10 protein-coding genes and 1 tRNA gene are annotated in these 17,609 nt (G+C 47.5%); 2 read left to right on the top strand and 9 right to left on the bottom strand.

What is annotated here, in order from left to right; all coding sequences use genetic code 11:
* Nucleotides 1–21 precede the first annotated feature (21 nt).
* The 5 genes from MJQ52_RS01815 to MJQ52_RS01795 all read right to left on the bottom strand — a co-directional run bounded on the left by MJQ52_RS01815 (nucleotide 22) and on the right by MJQ52_RS01795 (nucleotide 12,126).
* Nucleotides 22–816 carry a condensation domain-containing protein gene (locus MJQ52_RS01815; protein ID WP_434181851.1) on the bottom strand — a complete coding sequence of 265 codons (795 nt, stop codon included), beginning with the start codon at nucleotides 814–816 and terminating at the stop codon, nucleotides 22–24.
* A complete protein-coding gene (locus MJQ52_RS01810) occupies nucleotides 785–7,681 on the bottom strand; it encodes an amino acid adenylation domain-containing protein (RefSeq protein WP_434181850.1) in 6,897 nt (2,298 codons plus the stop codon). Before MJQ52_RS01810 ends, MJQ52_RS01815 begins: the two co-directional genes overlap by 32 nt.
* Nucleotides 7,682–8,160: 479 nt before the next feature.
* Nucleotides 8,161–9,636: a D-alanyl-D-alanine carboxypeptidase/D-alanyl-D-alanine endopeptidase gene (gene dacB / locus MJQ52_RS01805; RefSeq protein WP_094246869.1), complete on the bottom strand. Its 1,476-nt coding sequence runs from the start codon at nucleotides 9,634–9,636 to the stop codon at nucleotides 8,161–8,163.
* Between the two features lie 18 nt (nucleotides 9,637–9,654).
* Nucleotides 9,655–10,623, bottom strand: coding sequence for an aldose 1-epimerase (locus MJQ52_RS01800; protein WP_077723164.1), 969 nt, complete (start codon nucleotides 10,621–10,623; stop codon nucleotides 9,655–9,657).
* Nucleotides 10,624–10,737: 114 nt separating this feature from the next.
* A complete protein-coding gene (locus tag MJQ52_RS01795) occupies nucleotides 10,738–12,126 on the bottom strand; it encodes an MATE family efflux transporter (protein WP_094246868.1) in 1,389 nt (462 codons plus the stop codon).
* 228 nt (nucleotides 12,127–12,354) lie between these two features.
* Between MJQ52_RS01795 and MJQ52_RS01790 the strand changes: the two genes are divergently transcribed.
* Nucleotides 12,355–12,897: an IseA DL-endopeptidase inhibitor family protein gene (locus tag MJQ52_RS01790; RefSeq protein WP_094246867.1), complete on the top strand. Its 543-nt coding sequence runs from the start codon at nucleotides 12,355–12,357 to the stop codon at nucleotides 12,895–12,897.
* A gap of 145 nt (nucleotides 12,898–13,042) precedes the next feature.
* Here MJQ52_RS01790 and MJQ52_RS01785 read toward each other — a convergent pair.
* The 3 genes from MJQ52_RS01785 to MJQ52_RS01775 all read right to left on the bottom strand — a co-directional run bounded on the left by MJQ52_RS01785 (nucleotide 13,043) and on the right by MJQ52_RS01775 (nucleotide 14,249).
* Nucleotides 13,043–13,115: transfer RNA gene (locus tag MJQ52_RS01785), tRNA-Arg, on the bottom strand.
* Between the two features lie 42 nt (nucleotides 13,116–13,157).
* Nucleotides 13,158–13,703 (bottom strand): site-specific integrase, encoded by a 546-nt coding sequence (locus tag MJQ52_RS01780; protein WP_003153850.1) that lies wholly within the window; start codon nucleotides 13,701–13,703, stop codon nucleotides 13,158–13,160.
* Between the two features lie 315 nt (nucleotides 13,704–14,018).
* Complete coding sequence (locus tag MJQ52_RS01775; RefSeq protein WP_003153848.1) at nucleotides 14,019–14,249, bottom strand: excisionase family DNA-binding protein; 231 nt, start codon at nucleotides 14,247–14,249, stop codon at nucleotides 14,019–14,021.
* A 243-nt stretch (nucleotides 14,250–14,492) separates the two neighbouring features.
* Here MJQ52_RS01775 and ggt point away from each other — a divergent pair, with 243 nt between their 5' ends.
* Entirely contained in the window at nucleotides 14,493–16,268 is a 1,776-nt protein-coding gene (gene ggt / locus MJQ52_RS01770; RefSeq protein WP_077722426.1) for a gamma-glutamyltransferase, read from the top strand.
* Nucleotides 16,269–16,314: 46 nt separating this feature from the next.
* Here ggt and MJQ52_RS01765 read toward each other — a convergent pair whose 3' ends face one another.
* Nucleotides 16,315–17,490: an MFS transporter gene (locus MJQ52_RS01765; protein WP_434181849.1), complete on the bottom strand. Its 1,176-nt coding sequence runs from the start codon at nucleotides 17,488–17,490 to the stop codon at nucleotides 16,315–16,317.
* Between the last annotated feature and the right edge of the window lie 119 nt (nucleotides 17,491–17,609).

Below are 17,609 nucleotides of genomic sequence, written 5' to 3'. Positions count from 1 at the left end.
GCCACACACCTTTTTATGAAATTAAAGTCCTTTTACGAGATCTTCAATGCTTGATAGTGCTTGAGCGGTCAATTCTGTATGGCTGTAATCCGTTAATGTTTTTTCCCGCTCTTTCTTGCCGGAACAATGGGCGATGATGTCCTCGAGGTAAGTATGGAAACGATTCATGAAGAACTCGATTGCCCCCGGTGCAAATACATCGGTATAAACGGCTTTTACCTCCAGTTGCCCGGCCGCCACCATCGCGTTAATATCCAGATCAAACTCGCGGATGCGCCCGGATGCTATATCATGCTGCGGCTTGAACGGTGACATCTTCAGCGTCCCCTCAAGACCGTCAAACGCACCGAGATAGTTAAAGCTTATTTCTGGGTCTTTATAAAGAATGTTTCGCGAATATCTCAGCAGCCCGTAGCCGGTTCCGTGATGAGGAACCCGTCTCAGCATGTCTTTTACCGTCTTTATGCGGTGCGCGGTTTTTTCGCCTGAGCCGTCCGGCACTCTCATATCCAAAAGCACCGGGTAAACAGATGTAAACCAGCCTGCCGTTCTTGACATATCAATGTCAGGAATATGCCCTTGGCGTCCGTGTCCTTCAGTGCTGATAAGCATCTGTTCGGAACCCGTCCACTCATGAAGCGCCATTCCAAGCGCCGTTAAAAGCAATTCATGAACATCCGTTCCGTATGCCTGCTGTGTTTCCAACAGCAGCTGCTTCGTGACTTCGCTGCTTAATATCCACGATGCAGTGCGCGCGTTTTCCTGCAATCGTCCGGCGTTTTCATCAGTTTTTTTTCGGCAGCGGCGCTGTTTCACCAGACATCACGCTGTCCCAGTATGCGGCTTCCTCCAGCAATGCTTTGCTCTTGGAAATGTCAAAAAGCTCTTCAGCATACTTTATATAAGAATCGCTTTTCGGCGGCAGTTCGATTTGTTTGCCGTCCAATGCCTGCTGATAAGCTGTCTGCAGATCTTCAAGCAATATCCTCCATGACACGCCGTCCGTGATAAGGTGATGAATCGTGATAAGCAGATGGTCGGCTTCTTTCAGCCTGAACACTCCGAGATGAAGAAGAGGGCCTTGATCAAGGCGCATAGCCTGCTGTATTTCTTTTTCCTCAGCAGCTATCCGTTTTTCCGGCTGTGTTTCTTCTGAAAGATCTATGACGTTAAGCGTAAAGATTTCTTCATGCTGCTCTGTGATTCCGCGGTTATATTGAACAACTTCCCCATGCTCATTTTCAGTGAAAGTCATTCGCAGCGCATCATGATGTTCTGTCAGCGCGCAAACCGCCTGATACAGCGCATCTATTTCGAGGCTGTCTTCACTGCACAGCATGACTGATTGGTTATAATGAAGCTCAAATGCACCCGGCTCCTCAAAAAATCTCTGCTGGATCGGTGTCAGCGGAGCGCTTCCTTCTATCGGGCCCTGATCAGCCGTTGCAACAGCCGGCGTGAGGTGCTTCGCGAGTTCTGCAATCGTCGGGAACTGAAACAAATCGCGGATCGACATGTTCCAGCCTTCTCCGGCGAGTCGGGCTGACACTTGAAGCGCCTTAATGGAATCTCCCCCAAGCTCAAAGAAAGAGTGATGAATTCCCGCTTTCTGTATATGAAGCACATCTTCCCAAATCCGGCATAGCATTGCCTGTTTTTCATCGCCGGGCGCGACAAATGCCTGTGATGAATGTATCTCTTCTGCCGGCAATGCCGATTTATCAAGTTTGCCGTTCAGTGTCAGGGGCATGCTGTCTAAACCGATAATATGAGACGGCATCATATAAGCCGGAAGCTCCTGCATAAGAGACTGGCGGAGTGATGAGATATCGGCCTCTTTAGGAACGATGTATGCCGCTAATCGGGCTTGTCCTTCGGCATCTTTCATCACGGTAACAGCCGCTTCTTTGACTTGATCGTGTTTCAAAAGCACACTTTCTATTTCTCCCGTCTCAATTCTGTATCCCCTGATCTTCACCTGCTTATCAATCCGCCCTTTAAAACGAAGAGTTCCATCCGGCAGCCAGCAAGCCTGATCTCCGGTTCTGTAAAGTGTTTCTCCCGTTTGTAACGGGTCACTGAATGCGTCCTCTGTCAGCTCAGGCTGTCCCCAATATCCTTTGGCGACGCCGGCGCCTCCGATATACAGCTCTCCGAAAACGCCGATCGGCTGGACCTGTTTGTCTTTGTTTAAGACGTACATTTGCACATTCGGAAGCGGAACACCGATCGGCACATCATCTTCCCGCGGCTCTTCGCTCATTCCGGCTTCATAATACGAAGAATCAATTGTCGCTTCTGTTACACCGTAGCTGTTAATGATCCGCATTTCTTTCCCAAAGCGTTCATGAAGCGTATAAAAATCTTGCGACTTGATCATATCTGAACCAAGTACCAGTATTTTTACGCTTTGCAGCGCGAGTTTCCGGCGGTATATATATTCCATAAACGGAACAATCAGCGCGGGTGTCGACTCCATAAACGTGATACGGTGCTGATCAATGAGTCGATAAAGCTGCTGCGGCTCAAGCCGGACGTCATCCGGACAAATGATAAGCGTTCCCCCGTTCAGCAGGGCGCGTGCAAGATCCCCTGAAAATACATCAAATGAGAAACTCGCCATCTGCAGCACTCTGACCGGTATAAGATCAAGCTCATAAATCCTGCGCCATGCAAGTGCTGCATGGGTAAAGCTGCGATTTCTGACTTCGACTCCCTTCGGCGTTCCCGTTGTTCCCGAAGTATATATGATATATGCGGTATCATCCGGTGACGCTGCCGGCTGAATATTCTTTGCAGAAATATCGTATTGATCTTCATGATCAAGCTGAATGAGAAATAAATTGTGATCCGTCAGCTGTGAAGCAAGTTCTTTGTATTCTGACTGCACCATCAAGACGGATGCCGCGCTGTCTTTTAATAAATAGCGAATCCGTTCCTCAGGATAATGGGAGTCAACCGGTATATACGCCCCTCCTGATTTCATGACCGCAAGAACACTGACGATCGCTTCAATCGAACGGTTTGCCAATATGGCAGCTCTTTTTCCCGGACCGAATCCATTTTTCTGCAGTGTTCGGGCAAGACGGTTTGCCCGCTCATTGAGCTGCAAATAGCTGATCTGTTGTGCTCCTTCAATAACAGCGGTCTGATGAGGCGTTTCTTCTGCTTTCTCTTCAAACAGCTGGTGAAACAGTTTGTGTTTTTCCATGAATTCGGTTTGTGTGTTATTAAACTCAATCAGTAACTTTTGTTTTTCTTCTTCATCCAAAATGTCAGCTTTCGATAGTGTGACTTCCGGTTCGGCGGCAACATGGCGCAAGAGATTCAGTAAGTGGCCCATCCAGCGTTCAATCGTTTCTTTCATAAAAAGCTCGGTGCTGAATTCCATCTCAAAGCGGATGTTTCCGTCGGATTCAGCCGCTGATAAGGTCAGGTCAAAACTTGATACATCATGTTCGGTATGCTCTGATCGTGACGCCTTCAGACCGGCCAGATTTATCTCCTCTCGCTCCATATTCTGAAGAATAAACATCGCGTCAAACAGCGGATTGCGGCTCATGTCCCGCTGCACGCCGAGCCGTTCCACCAGCTCTTCAAACGGGTAGTCCTGATGCTCATACGCCTCAAGCGCCGCCTGGCGGACTTCCGACAAATAATCGGTAAACCGTTTGTCTCCTTTCGGCTCCGTTCTGATGGCCAGCGTGTTGACGAACATGCCGAGAATCGGTTCAAGGTCTTTGTGCGGGCGCCCGGCAATCGGCGAGCCGACGATGATGTCTTCCTGCCCGCTCAATCTCGCGAGCAGCGTATTGTACGCGGCGAGAAGCACCATATACAAAGTGGAGCCGTGATCCCGGGCGATGCGGTGAAGGCCGGATGCCGTTTCAGCGTCAAGCGTGCACGATACGCTGCCGCCCGCAAAGCTTCTGACAGCCGGACGGGGCTTGTCAGCCGGAAGCTCAAGCACCGGAAGCTCTCCTTCGAGCCGTTTCAGCCAATACGCTTCCTGCTTCTGATACCCTTCTTTCTGCTGAAACGACCGCTGCCAGACGGCATAGTCTTTATATTGAAGGCGCATCGGCGCAAGCGAACGGCCTGCGTACAGCTCGCCGAATTCTTTTATCAAGGTGTTGACGGACACACCGTCAGAAATAATATGATGCATATCTGTTAATAAAAGATGGTGTTCGTCCGATTCTTTCACGAGGGCCGCACGGAAGAGCGGCGCTTCCTCCAGACAAAACGGCCGGACGAATGCGTCAGCTGACTCGGCCTCATCGAGCTGAAACGGAACGCTGTCATGGATGCGCTGCACCGGTTCGCCGTCAGGCCCCGTTTCAAAGGACGTTCTGAGCGATTCATGCCGCTCCACAAGCTGCCGGAACGTCTCCTCCAGCCGGCTGCGGTCAAGCGGGCCCGTCAGTTCCAGCACAGCCGGCATATTGTAGCCGACACCGCCGTCTTCAAGCTGCTGGAGCACATACATCCGTTTCTGCGCCGAAGACACCGGATAAGTGTCCTGTGTTTTCGCCGGCTGAATCGCTTCATACGGGCTCTCTTCCAAGTCCTGAATAACCGAAGCGAGCTCTTCCACCGTCGGCCGGGCGAAGATGTCCTGTAACGGCACCTGAACACCGAATTCTTTGGCGATGCGGGAGACGAGAGCCGTCGCTTTTAACGAATGGCCGCCCCGCTCAAAAAAGTGATCCCGGATGCCGACGGGGCCGTTTTTCAGCACCTCTTCCCAAAGGGCGCAAAGCTTCATTTCAGTGACGTTCCGCGGGGCTGTGTACGCCCGTCTGTCTGCCGCTCCGCCGGGAGCCGGCAGCGCGCGGCGGTCAAGCTTTCCGCTCGGCGTGACCGGCCATTCGCTCATCTCTATAAACTGAGCCGGCATCATGTAGGCCGGAAGGCGTGCCGCAAGCTCCGCCCGCACATCATCGCTTTTTCGTCCTTCAATATAGGCGTAAAGCGCGGTTTCGCCGTGTTCGGTCCGGGCGGTGACCGCCGCCTCACGAATGCCGTCGATGCGCCGGATCGCCGCTTCGATTTCTCCCGGTTCAATCCGGTAGCCGCGGACTTTCACTTGTCCGTCTGAACGCCCGAGCCATTCAACAAGGCCGTCTTCTGTCCAGCGTGCGATATCGCCCGTCTGATACATGCGTTCTCCCGGATAAAACGGATCATCGAGAAAACGTTCCGCCGTCAGTTCAGGACGGTTCAAATAGCCCCGGGCCACCCCTGTCCCCGCGATGTACAGCTCTCCGGCAACGCCCGCAGGCTGAACGGTTCCCCCGCCGTCTAACACATAAAGACGGGCACCCGGAACGGGTTTTCCGATCGGAAGCCGCGTCCGTCCGCTGTCCCGTTTTCGGTCACAGACGTAAAAGGCCGCATCGACCGTCGCTTCTGTCGGCCCGTAGCCGTGAATAAGCATGGTCTCCGGCAGAAGATCGGCAAACCGGGCAGCCGTAAGCGGGGAAAGAGCTTCCCCTCCGGCAAACACGCGTGTCAGTGTTCTGCCGAGGCGGGTTCTTGTTTCCGCAGGCTCTGTTTCCAGTGCGTCTAAAAAGCTGTTGACCATCGCCGGAATAAAATGTGCGGTCGTCACCTTTTCAGAAGAAAAAGCTTCAATCATCCGCACAGGATCTTTCTCCCAGCCGGCCGGAAGCAGATACACGGAGGCGCCTGACATCGTCCACCAAAACAATTGCCAGATGGAGGCGTCGAATGAAAAGGATGATTTCAGCACGATAATGTCCTCTTCCGTTAACGGAAACTGCCCTTGCATCCCTGATAAAAAGGCGGCGGCTTGACGGTGTTCAACAGCCACTCCCTTCGGTGTTCCCGTCGAACCGGACGTATAAATGATATAAGCGAGCGAATCAGCATCCGCTTCGTCAGAGACAGCCCCTGTCTCCGCCTCACCTGTAAGGGCAGAAAGAGACACTTCTAGCGTTTCGCCGGAAAAACCGGGAACGGATAACCCCGACTGTTGAAGCAGGAGACAGGCGCCGCAGTCATCGAGCATATAGCGCAGCCTGTCCTCCGGATATTCCGGGTCAAGCGGCACGTAGGCGCCGCCTGCTTTTAACACGGCAAGCACTGAAATCACCATCTCCGGCGAGCGTTCAGCGAGCACACCGACCACGCTTTCTTTGCGGACGCCTTTTTGGCGGAGCCGAACAGCGAGTCTGTCTGTGTACCGGTCAAGCTCGGCGTACGTCAGCATACCGTCCGGAAAACGAAGCGCCGGACAATGCGGCGAAAGCGCGGCGCGGCGGGTGAATAGCCCGTGAAGCGTCGGGGCCGGCGGTTCAGCCGTTTCTGTACGGTTAAACGCAGTTAACACCCGTTTCTTTTCTTTTTCATCCGCCATATCAATATGCCGAATCAGCCGGTTTGGATTTCTAACGGCATTTTCAACGATCGTCAGCAAATGAGTTTGAATCCGTTTAATCGATGTTTCAGTAAATAAAGCGGATTGATAATCAAAATTCAGCTCAATCAACCCCGTATCTGTCCGCTCCTTAATTAAAATGGACAGCTCATTTGCCGTATGCCCGCTGAAAAACATCGCCGTTTCATAATCGAAGCCCTCCGCCTGATGCCACGCGAGAGGCTGGTATTGCATCGAAATCCCGATGATATTTTGCAGATCGTGATGAACCTGCCTTAATTCATTGACAAAAAGATTGTAAGGATATTTCTGGTGCCGCATAACAGACAGCTGCTCTTTTCCTACGCTGCGGACAAAGGACAGGAACTCCGCATCAGGATCTGCCGTCATTCTGATCGGCAGTGTGCTGACGAACATGCCGAGCATATCCTTTTCGAGCCTGGAGCCCCGGTTTCCGTAATAAGTGCCGATGGCAATATCTTTTTTAGCCGTCAGACGGCTGATGCATATGTATAACGAAGCCATAAACAGAGAGATGATGCTGATATTATTTTCTTTGCAAAAACGCCGGATAGATTGTTCTAAGGAGTGAGAAAGAGTGATTGTATCTCTGGAAGCCGCAGTGCTTTGTCTAAGATGAGAGGTTCGTTCCGCCAGTGAAAGGTGTTCCGGAACGGTTCGGTATGTTTCAGTCCAAAATAAACGGTCCTTTTGAAAACGGGAAGACTGTAAGTATTGCTGTTCTTTTTCCATGTAGCTGAGATAGGAAGGCCTGTGATGTTCAGCTAAATCCTCGCCCCGCATGATCTTTTGGTAGATATCAATGAGCTGGTTGCCGAGCAGGTTGAGCGAGATGCCGTCCATGATAATATGGTGAAATTTTGAATAAAGCCAAACTTCTTCGTCTGACATGACAAGCAGAGTAAATTGATACAGAGGTGAATGAAACAGCTTGAACGAAACACGGGTCTGCGTGTCAATCCATGCGTCCCGCTCTGAGTTATCAGTATGAGTAAAATCAACAGTCTCTAGAGAAATCGGCCGATGCCCGGCCAGATACAGCTGGGGTTCTGATCCGTCCCCTTCTGTCAGTTGAAACCTGAGCGAATCATTTTGCGAGATAGAAAAATCTAAAGCATGGCGCAGTACGTCAAAATCAATGTCCCCCCTGAATTTGACGCATGCCGCGAGATTGCAGATACTTGTGCCCGGTTCGAGCAGCTCGGTAAACCACACTCTTCTTTGTGCGTGAGTTAAAGAATAAACAGTGTTCTTCAATGGAATCCCTCCGCTTCAATTTAAGAGGATAAGAAAGTGAAATAATTACAATTAAATTTCGACAGCATATGACTAAATCATCCATATAAGCATTATTTTAAAACATATTTTAGAAATCACAATAAAAAATTAAATTTTCTCTAACATTTTTTAGAATATAGTATATATTCCTCACTTCATTTCTTCATTTCTATAATCTTTATACCATGTAAAACGGTATGTATGCACACTGCAAACTGGTTCTTAAACACTATAATAAGGAATAAAATGTATAATTAATTGCGCTTTTAAAAAGGTTTTGCCTCCTGAAAAGAAGTTTCATGTTAGAAAATGAAAAACCGGTGAACAAGTAAGAAAGTAGTATGTAAAAAAAAGGAAGTATATTGCGATATTACTTTTTGAAAAGATTGATTCATAATCGCAATATAATGTTTTACAGACATCAAAAAAAGCCGAACCCTCTAAGGATCCGGCCCTTCTTATTGATTTGCCAGCACGACTGCGATTTTGTCTTCAATGTCTTTTCCGTCATCTTCGTCAAGCAGCCCGTTTTGAAGCACGGAAAAAATAAGCGTATCTCCTGTTTTTGTGTCTGCATAGCCGGCAATCGAACTGACTGATGTTAGTGACCCGGTTTTCGCTTTAATTTTGCCCTCTGCCGGAGTATTCTTCAGCCGGTTCCGAAGAGTGCCTCCCGTCATTCTGTCGCTTGCACCGGCGACAGGGAGCGAACGAAGGAAAGCCGGGTACCACTTTTCTTTCTGAACCGCATACAAAAGCTCTCCGATTTGGCCGGCGGATACGCCGTTAATATGAGAAACGCCGGATCCGTCTCTTGCAATCAATTCATCCGGATTCAGCCCGAACGATTTGAGCTCCGATTTCATCACGTCCAAGCCCTTTTCCCAGCTGCCCTCCCCTTTTTTCACTTTTCCCATTTCCTTGATCAGAATTTCGGCGTGCCCGTTGTTGCTCAGTTTCATAAACGGGATCAATAATTCTGAAAGAGGCATGGATGTCCGTGATGTGACAAGCTGGGTGCGGTGCGGCATTCGGCCTGTTCTGATTTTCCCTTTTACAGTTATACCCTGTTTAGTAAGCGCTTGTTTCCATAAATCTAAAGCATAGGACGACGGGTCCCACACTGCCGCCCATTCTCTTGCCTTTGCCGAGCCGGCAGGTATGGTTCCCTTTATCGTAATCACATTGCCACCGTGCTCCCGTTCAACCGTCAATTCTTTCTTTTCATCAGAAGCGACCGTTTTCACTTCATTTTTCACACGAACGACGTCCGTATGGGGAGAGATCGAAATGCGCGGCTTTTTACCGGGCTGTTTTGCCGGGCTGATTTCCGCAATCACCGTTCCGGTATCATAATCCTCATTTGGGGAAGCGGTAAGAGCTGATACTTGCGCGCCATAATATTGGCCTTCATCACTCCACGGAAGATCAACTGAATACCTGGTATCGTCATACCACGAATCATCCCCGACCAGATCTCCTTTAATGAAATGGATGCCTCTGGCTTTGACTTGTTTAGCCATCTTCTCAAAATCAGAAGCCAATAGGGTCGGATCGCCTTTTCCCCTGAGATAAAGGTTTCCGCGCAGCTGTTTTCCTTTCACGGCGCCGTCTGCCCGTACTTCTGTCTTAAAGGTGTAATCTTCTCCGAGAACGGAAAGCGCCGCAGATGCCGTCAGCAGTTTCATCAATGATGCAGGCCTCAGCCGCATATCTTCCCGGCTGCCGAACAGCACCTCCCCTGTTTTTGCTGACCGGACACTGACGCCCGCTGAAGCTCCCTTTAAAGCGGGTTCTTCATCCAGAATGTGTTCCAGCTCTTTTTGCAAAGTATTTTTTTGTTCAGCCGCCTTAGCCGCATCATCAATATAAGGAACTTCGGCAATGATCAAAAGCAGAATCACCGCGCACAAGCGTTTCACATATGTTTTCAATGTTATCCCGCCTCTTTCCTATTCTTCGTCATGCAAAATGGTGATCCTGGATGACGCAGCCGCTTCTTCGCCCGGTTTCAGAATCTGAAGCCCTGTCAGTGATGCAGGCTGATTCAGATTAAAAGCATCTGTAACGGAAGTATAAGGCTCAAGACTGACAAACCCCTGCTTTCCGTCGCCGTTATATACCACCCAATGCTTGAAAGACGTGTCCGCTTGATACAAAACGGATAATTTCTCATTCGGATGATAAATAACAGCTTCGTTATTGCCGCCATTCCGTCCGGAAGAAAGAAAAACATCGTCAAACTGTTTATTTTTCAAAGACATCCCGTGACGGAACGCTTCTTTATCAGGCACATCCAATAAACGGCCTGTCGGTACGAAACGTTCATTTAATTCCCACATGCGGTCAGCCGTCAAAAATAGACGGGATCGCTCTTCATTGAAAACAAATGTGGAATGATAGCCTAGCCCCCAAGGAAAAGCCTCCGTTCCCTTATTCATAATCAGCGCCCGCTGCGTAAACACATTGTCTTTTAATGTATAGGTCATCCGGACAATGACATCGTGCGGAAATTGTTTATGAACACGGGGAATCTTTGAAAGATCAATTTCTGTTTCGACTGTCATTCCATCGCCCTCTTCTTTCGCTGCCGCCGCTTTCCAATGCTGATTGTGAAGAAAGCCGTGAATATGATTATGTTTATCCTCTTCGTTTATCTCGAATTGATACGCGCGGCCGTCAAAACGAAACGTCCCGTCCGTAATCCGGTTCGGCGGGAATAAAACGGGAATGCCGTACAGCATCGGTTTTTTGAGGAATTCCTCCGCAGTTTCCGGTTCTCTCAGAAGCCGCATACCGGTTCTTTTATCCCGAAGCGATATGACATTTGATCCCCACTCCGGCACAATGATGCATTCAGCCTGATCAGTCTCCGCCTTTATGGCTGAAACTCCTAAATAAGTCGTATGTTCAATCGTCATAAGCACCTGCCCTTTCCTTGTTTTCTAGCATGTATAGGAATTCCATTTTCTAAACTCATTTTCCTTCTCTAAAAAAACATCGCCCGTATGAATTGAGCGATGTGCGGTAAAACCTTATTGAATCAGCCGGGTAATCTGTTTTTTCTTCCATACAAACCGGTAATATCCGTATTGCAGCAACAGGCTGACGACAAAAGCCGCCGGATAACCGACCCAAATGCCGAGAATGCCGAGATTCGTATAATGAGAAAGAATAAAGGCCACAGGCACTTCAATTCCCCAAATCGTAAAAATGCTGATAATCGTCGGCCATAACACCGTACCGCTCGCCCGCATTGTTGCTGAAACAATCTGAGCGTGACCGAAAATCAAATAGCTCCAAAGGGTAATCATAATCAGATTGCGGGCAATGTGGAGTGTATCCTGATCTGTTAAAAACAAAGCCAGTATCTGCCGGGAGAAGGTGTAAATCAGCACAATCAAAACCCCGCCGATCAAATAATTCAGGCCGATGCCGACTTTGATGACCTGCTTCAGCCGGCCGAATTGATTTGCTCCTATGGATTGGGCGGCAAAAATTGAAACGGCGATACCGAGGCTTACCGCCGGCATCTGCACATAACTCGCCACTTGGTTGACAACCCCGTAAGCAGCCGTCGCGTTTGATCCGTAATGATTGACAAATGAAATGACCGCAATTTCAGAAAGTGACACGAGAATCATATTGATGCTTGACGGAATACCGAGACGGAGTAAAAGCGCGAGCAGCTTTTTGTCCATTTTAAGAGAACGGAGCGCAGTCCGGTCAAATGCCAATGGATGTTTCCTTTTCCGCAAATAAACCATGAGTACGATAAATGTCACGATGTTTGAAATCACGGTTGCATACGCCGAACCGTAAATGCCGAACTTCGGAAGTCCGAAAAGCCCGAGAATCAATAAGGGCAAGAGCCCGATGTTTATGACTGTACTGACGATTAACGTATAAAACGGAGTCTTTGAATCTCCCGTTCCGCGTAAAAATGTCGTATACGCAAAATATAAAAACATCAGCGGCATTGCGCAAAACAAAATGCGCGCATATCGGACACTGACATCTATTACGTTTCCTGGCGTTCCCATCAGCCGCAGAATATCAAGCGTAAACACACTGCCGACAACTGCCAGAACAACACCGAGCATAAAGGTAAAAGTCAGTGTAGTGCCGACAATCGCCTTCATCCTCTCTTCGTTTTTCGCGCCGTAAGCCTGACCGATCAGAATGGAACTTCCCGAACCGATTCCGATCGTAAAGGAGATCAGCAGAAAAAACAGCGGAAAAAAAGACGATACGGCGGCAAGCGCATCGACTCCAAGCCACCTTCCGACAAATACCATTCCGACCAATTGGCCGACAGATTGCAATACATTGCTTAAAAGCAGCGGCACTAAAAACAGTGACATCGATCGCCAGACAGACTGGCCGCGGCCTTCCGCTGTTTCTAAATGATCTTGTACTTCCATATGTAGGACTCCTTTTTTGATTTTCTTCCATTTTATTATTCAGCAGACAGCTTGTAAAAACCTTTTGTTCAATGAAACTCTTTATCTTTTTCTCACGTCTTACATGGAAATAAACCATAAAAATAAAAAGACCGGAAAATATTTCTGAAAAGGTATTGTAATCTTAGCGTAATTATTGTAACATTTGTAACATAAGAGAAAGAGATTGATTGAAGGAGAGATTATATCATGAAAAAATGGCTATTATTCCTCACTACTATTACATTGATTCTGTCATTGGGCACTGCGGCGACCGCAAAAAATGCATCTAATGACCTTACACAAAAACAAGCACTTCAACTGGCCCTGTCAGCGAGAGAACATTTCTGGAACACGATGAGCGGCAGTGCGATTAAATCAAACGCAAACTGCACATCTGAACCGTTTGAATATCAAAATCTTCAATACGTATTTATGTGCAAAGACCTCGGAACAAAAGCGAAAGCCGTAAAATATCTGACACCCGCTTTTACAAAGCAAGCGATTGACAAAGGGCTCAAAGATTACCACTTCACTGTAAAAGACGGCAAATTGGCTGTTCCGGTCGGCGACGGAGATAACCTCCTGAATTGGAAAAAAGCAAAAATGACTCTTCTTTCTAAAAAAGGAAGCGTTCAAACATACCGCTTCACTGTACCGACTCTTGACGGTTCCCCGTCAGCAAAACGCGATGTAACATTCGTAAAAGAAAACAACGTTTGGAAAGTTAATCAATTTGATGCTGTCATATAAGAAAAAGCCCGCTTGCTTACAGCGGGCTTTTTTCACATCATTTCCACCAGGTTCTTGCAAAATATTAAACTCAAAAACCCCTTGTATAACAAGGGGTTTTCTGTTTTGCCGACATTATTAATCTGCGCCTATCTTATACAAAAAACGCTCTAGGAGAGATTCGAACTCCCGACCTGCAGTTTAGGAAACTGCTGCACTATCCGCTGTGCTACTAGAGCCTGCTTCTATTATAGTAACGCTGGCGGCCGTTTTTTTCAAGCCTACAGCCCTCCGAAAACTTTATAGGCGGCTCTCGTCGTATCTTCATCTATTCCGATATAACGCATTGTAATAGACGGAGAAGAATGATTCAAAATCCTCTGCAGTTCAGCAATGTCTTTTGTCCTCTGATAAAAATGATACCCGAACGTCTTTCTAAGCGTATGCGTCCCGATTTCCTCCAATCCGCAAGCGGCTGCCGCTTCCTTTAATATTCTGTATGCCTGAATCCGGGAAATGGGCTTATTCGTCCGTTTCGATTTAAACAAATAGTCATCCTCTTTCATGTCTTTTGTATAAGCGTATATGTCGGCCTTTAAAGACTCCAGTATCAGAATTTTTCTTTTCTTTCTCGTTTTGCTTTCGGTTGCCCACACATGGTCTTTGTTCCTTACATCCCTCACGCGAAGCGGCAGAACATCAGAAATCCGCAGTGCGCTGTTCATGCCGAAAATAAATAAAAAATAATCACGATCACTTTTCTTCATTAAATACTGTTTGACTTCCTGGATCTTCTCCAAACTTCGGATCGGCTGTACGATATGCATCAAAAAACCCCTTATAATTGGTAAAGTAACATATTGAGCATTATGTTACTATTATAGCCGAAACCTGTTGAATGATAAAGGATAAAGGGCCTTATGTAACATAATATACATAGTGTTACATAAGGGGAATAAGGCATGCAGTTTCATCGAAGTCTTCAAAAACATCATTTTCGACCCGGTGGCGGGCTTTTAAATCAATAGATACTCACGGTATTAAAAAAGAAAAACAACGTCCTTAAAACGAAATCTGAGCATTCGTTTTTTTGTGAGCAACCGAAAAAAATGAAAAAAAAAGACACAATATGAAATTGTGTCCTAGTCTTCATCTTTTACATCAATGTCTTCAGGAAGCGGCTCATTTAAAAACTCTTGAATCATTTCCTTATATTTTTCCAGCTGTTCGAGATGGGTTTGAAATTGTTCCTTGTTGATTAAATATTGCTGTCCGTCATGGACGGCCCTTATTTTATTCGTCAAAACAAGATTGTGCACATATTCTTCAGGAAGACTGGTAAACTCAGCTGTCTCTTTGATTGTTAAATACATGGCTCACGTTCCTTTCATATGTCATGTGAGTGAATTCTGTTTTGTTTATTGTAGCTTATTTTTTGTCTTTATGCTTGTTTCACAGCTTTTTCTGTCCGGTTTCCCATTTAGCCTATTTGCGACTGATTACATTCACACAGAAACTCCGGCTTTTTGCGCACCGGACTATTCCGTTTGTCACTTGTGAAAACAGCACATTTTACTTACTCTATAATTGTAAGCGGAAAACAAAGGAGGCAGACTATGAAAAAGAAAAAGTTTATGAATCTCTGTTTTATCGTTCTGCTCAGTACTTTGCTCGCGGCCGGAAGCATCCCTTATCACGCTCAGGCTAAGAAACACCCGTTTTCCTATGACGACTACAAACAGGTAGATGTCGGCAAAGACGGCATGGTTGCCACCGCCCATCCTCTCGCTTCACAAATCGGTGCCGACGTGCTGAAAAAAGGCGGCAATGCAGTTGACGCCGCGGTCGCCATTCAATTCGCATTAAACGTAACTGAACCTATGATGTCGGGAATCGGCGGCGGCGGATTTATGATGGTTTATGATGCGAAGACGAAAGACACCACCATTATCGACAGCCGGGAACGCGCACCGGCAGGCGCAACACCGGATATGTTCCTTGACGAGAACGGCAAAGCCATCCCTTTCTCCGAACGCGTTACTAAAGGGACTGCAGTCGGTGTTCCGGGAACATTAAAAGGACTTGAAAAAGCGCTCGACAAATGGGGCACACGCTCCATGAAACAACTCATCACCCCTTCCATTAAACTTGCCTCAAAAGGCTTTCCGATCGATTCGGTTTTAGCTGATGCCATCTCAGATTATAAAGACAAATTATCACACACCGCTGCAAAAGACGTGTTTCTTCCGGACGGAGAACCTCTGAAAGAAGGAGACACACTCATCCAAAAAGACTTAGCCAAAACATTTACAGCTATTAAGTACAAAGGCACAAAAGCATTCTATGACGGTGCATTCTCCAAAAAGCTTGCGGAAACAGTGCAGGAATTCGGCGGCTCAATGACAGAAAAAGATATTAAAAACTTCAATGTGACGATTGACGAACCGATCTGGGGAGATTACCAGGGCTATCATATCGCAACTGCTCCTCCTCCAAGCTCGGGCGGTGTTTTCCTGTTGCAAATGCTGAACCTCCTGGATGATTTTAAGCTTTCTCAATATGATATCCGTTCTTGGCAAAAATATCAGCTTCTCGCAGAAACGATGCATTTGGCTTATGCTGACCGCGCCGCATTTGCCGGGGATCCAGAATTCGTCAACGTCCCTCTCAAAGGCCTCTTGAATCCAGATTATATCAATGCCCGCAGACAGCTGATAGATATTGATAAAGTCAATAAAAAACCGAAAGCCGGCGACCCTTGGGCCTATCAGGAAGGTTCTGCAAACTATAAACAAGTGAAGCAGCCGACTGACAAACAAGAAGGCCAAACGACTCACTTCACGGTAACCGATCGCTTCGGCAATGTCGTATCTTATACGACAACGATTGAACAGCTGTTCGGTTCCGGCATTATGGTTCCCGGATACGGCGTTGTGTTGAATAATGAGTTAACAGACTTCGATGCGGTGCCTGGCGGCGCAAATGAAGTGCAGCCGAATAAACGTCCGCTCAGCAGCATGACTCCGACTATTTTATTCAAAAATAACGAACCTGTCCTGACTGTCGGCTCTCCCGGCGGAGCAACGATTATTTCTTCCGTCCTGCAAACGATCCTGAACAAAGTTGAGTACGGCATGGATCTGAAAGCGGCGGTCGAAGAGCCGAGAATTTACACAAACAGCATGACATCCTATCGATATGAAAAAGGAGTGCCGGAAGAAGCCCGCACAAAACTGAACGAAATGGGGCATAAATTCGGCAGCAGCCCGGTTGATATCGGTAATGTGCAAAGCATCCTGATCGACCGTGAAAACGGCACCTTCACCGGAGTTGCCGACTCAAGCCGAAACGGAGCCGCAATCGGCGTAAACTTGAAACAATATAAAAAATAACTAGACAAAAAGCCTCGTTTCTCAAGCTGAGAAATGAGGCTTTTGTTTAGTCTGCACTGTATTCAGATGAGGGTTTTTCAGATGTTAACGAGGCAAGTGAAAGCACGCCGCACATCGCGATGACAACACCCGCTGATCCGATCCATGTCACTGACGCAAGAGACAGATGAGTGACAACAAGGCCCCCGATGCCCGCCCCGGCCGCCATAGCCAGCTGCATCACGGACTGGTTGAGGCCAAGTAATACACCCGATGATTCAGGCTCCATCGTTGCCAAATGATACTGCTGAGCAGGCCCAGATGACCAGGCGGCGAAGGACCAAAATATAAGCACTGCCGCCGCTCCGAAAGCAGAATATGTGACAAACGGCAATAACATGAGTATGATAGCATGAAGCGCCATTCCGCCGGTTAATGTCATACGCGCCCCCCATTTGTCTGCGCTGAAACCGCCTGCTTTAGAACCGGCAAGACTTGCAACACCGAAAATAAGCAGCAATGTACTCAGTATTCCGCTGCCGATATGAGTGACGTTCAGTAAATACGGAGAAAGGTACGTATACGCAACCGAATAGCCTCCGAGCCAAAAAAACGTAATGGCCAGCCCGACAGCCACCTTTCGTTTCTTCAAAAGAGAAAATTGCTGAATGAGCGGCACCGGTTTATCTCCTTTTATCTCAGGCAGCGCGAAACGTATAATAAGCATGGCAATGATTCCGATTGCCGCAATTCCGGCGAAAACCACCTTCCAGCCGAAAGCTTCAGACACGGTTCTTCCGATCGGAACACCGATAATGAGCGCCGCCGTAAACCCCATAATGACGGTTGCGAGAGAACTTGCCTGTTTTCCCGGGGGAGCGATTTTTGCTGCGATCGTAAGCGCGGTGACCACCACAGTTCCTGCTCCAAGCGCCATGATCACCCGTGCTCCCGCAAATAAGCCGAATCCCTGCACAAGGAAAGAAATGATATTCCCGATAACAAACAGCCCCAGAGCATAGATCATGAGCTTCCTTCTGTCCAGTTTTGCTGTAAGGGCCATCATGACAGGCGTTCCGATTGCATAAACAAGTGAAAAAATCGTAATCAGCTGCCCTGCCGCTGCCACAGTAACTCCCAAGGAACCTGCAATTTTATCAAGCATCCCGGATATCACATATTCAGACGTCCCCACTAAAAAACTGATAATTGCCAAAATGTAAATCTTCCAGGTATTTTGCACCTGACACACTCCTTCATTGATGATTTATATAAAGATATATTGTGATATATCGATATAAAGAGTTGAACAAACAGAAACAAATCGCAATATGTCGATGTGTAGTCGGAAAAAGAAACTGA

Source organism: Bacillus sp. jun7 (assembly GCF_051034795.1).
In the GTDB taxonomy this organism is placed as follows: Bacteria; Bacillota; Bacilli; order Bacillales; family Bacillaceae; genus Bacillus; species Bacillus velezensis.
This window is presented reverse-complemented; position numbering and strand designations above follow the sequence as displayed.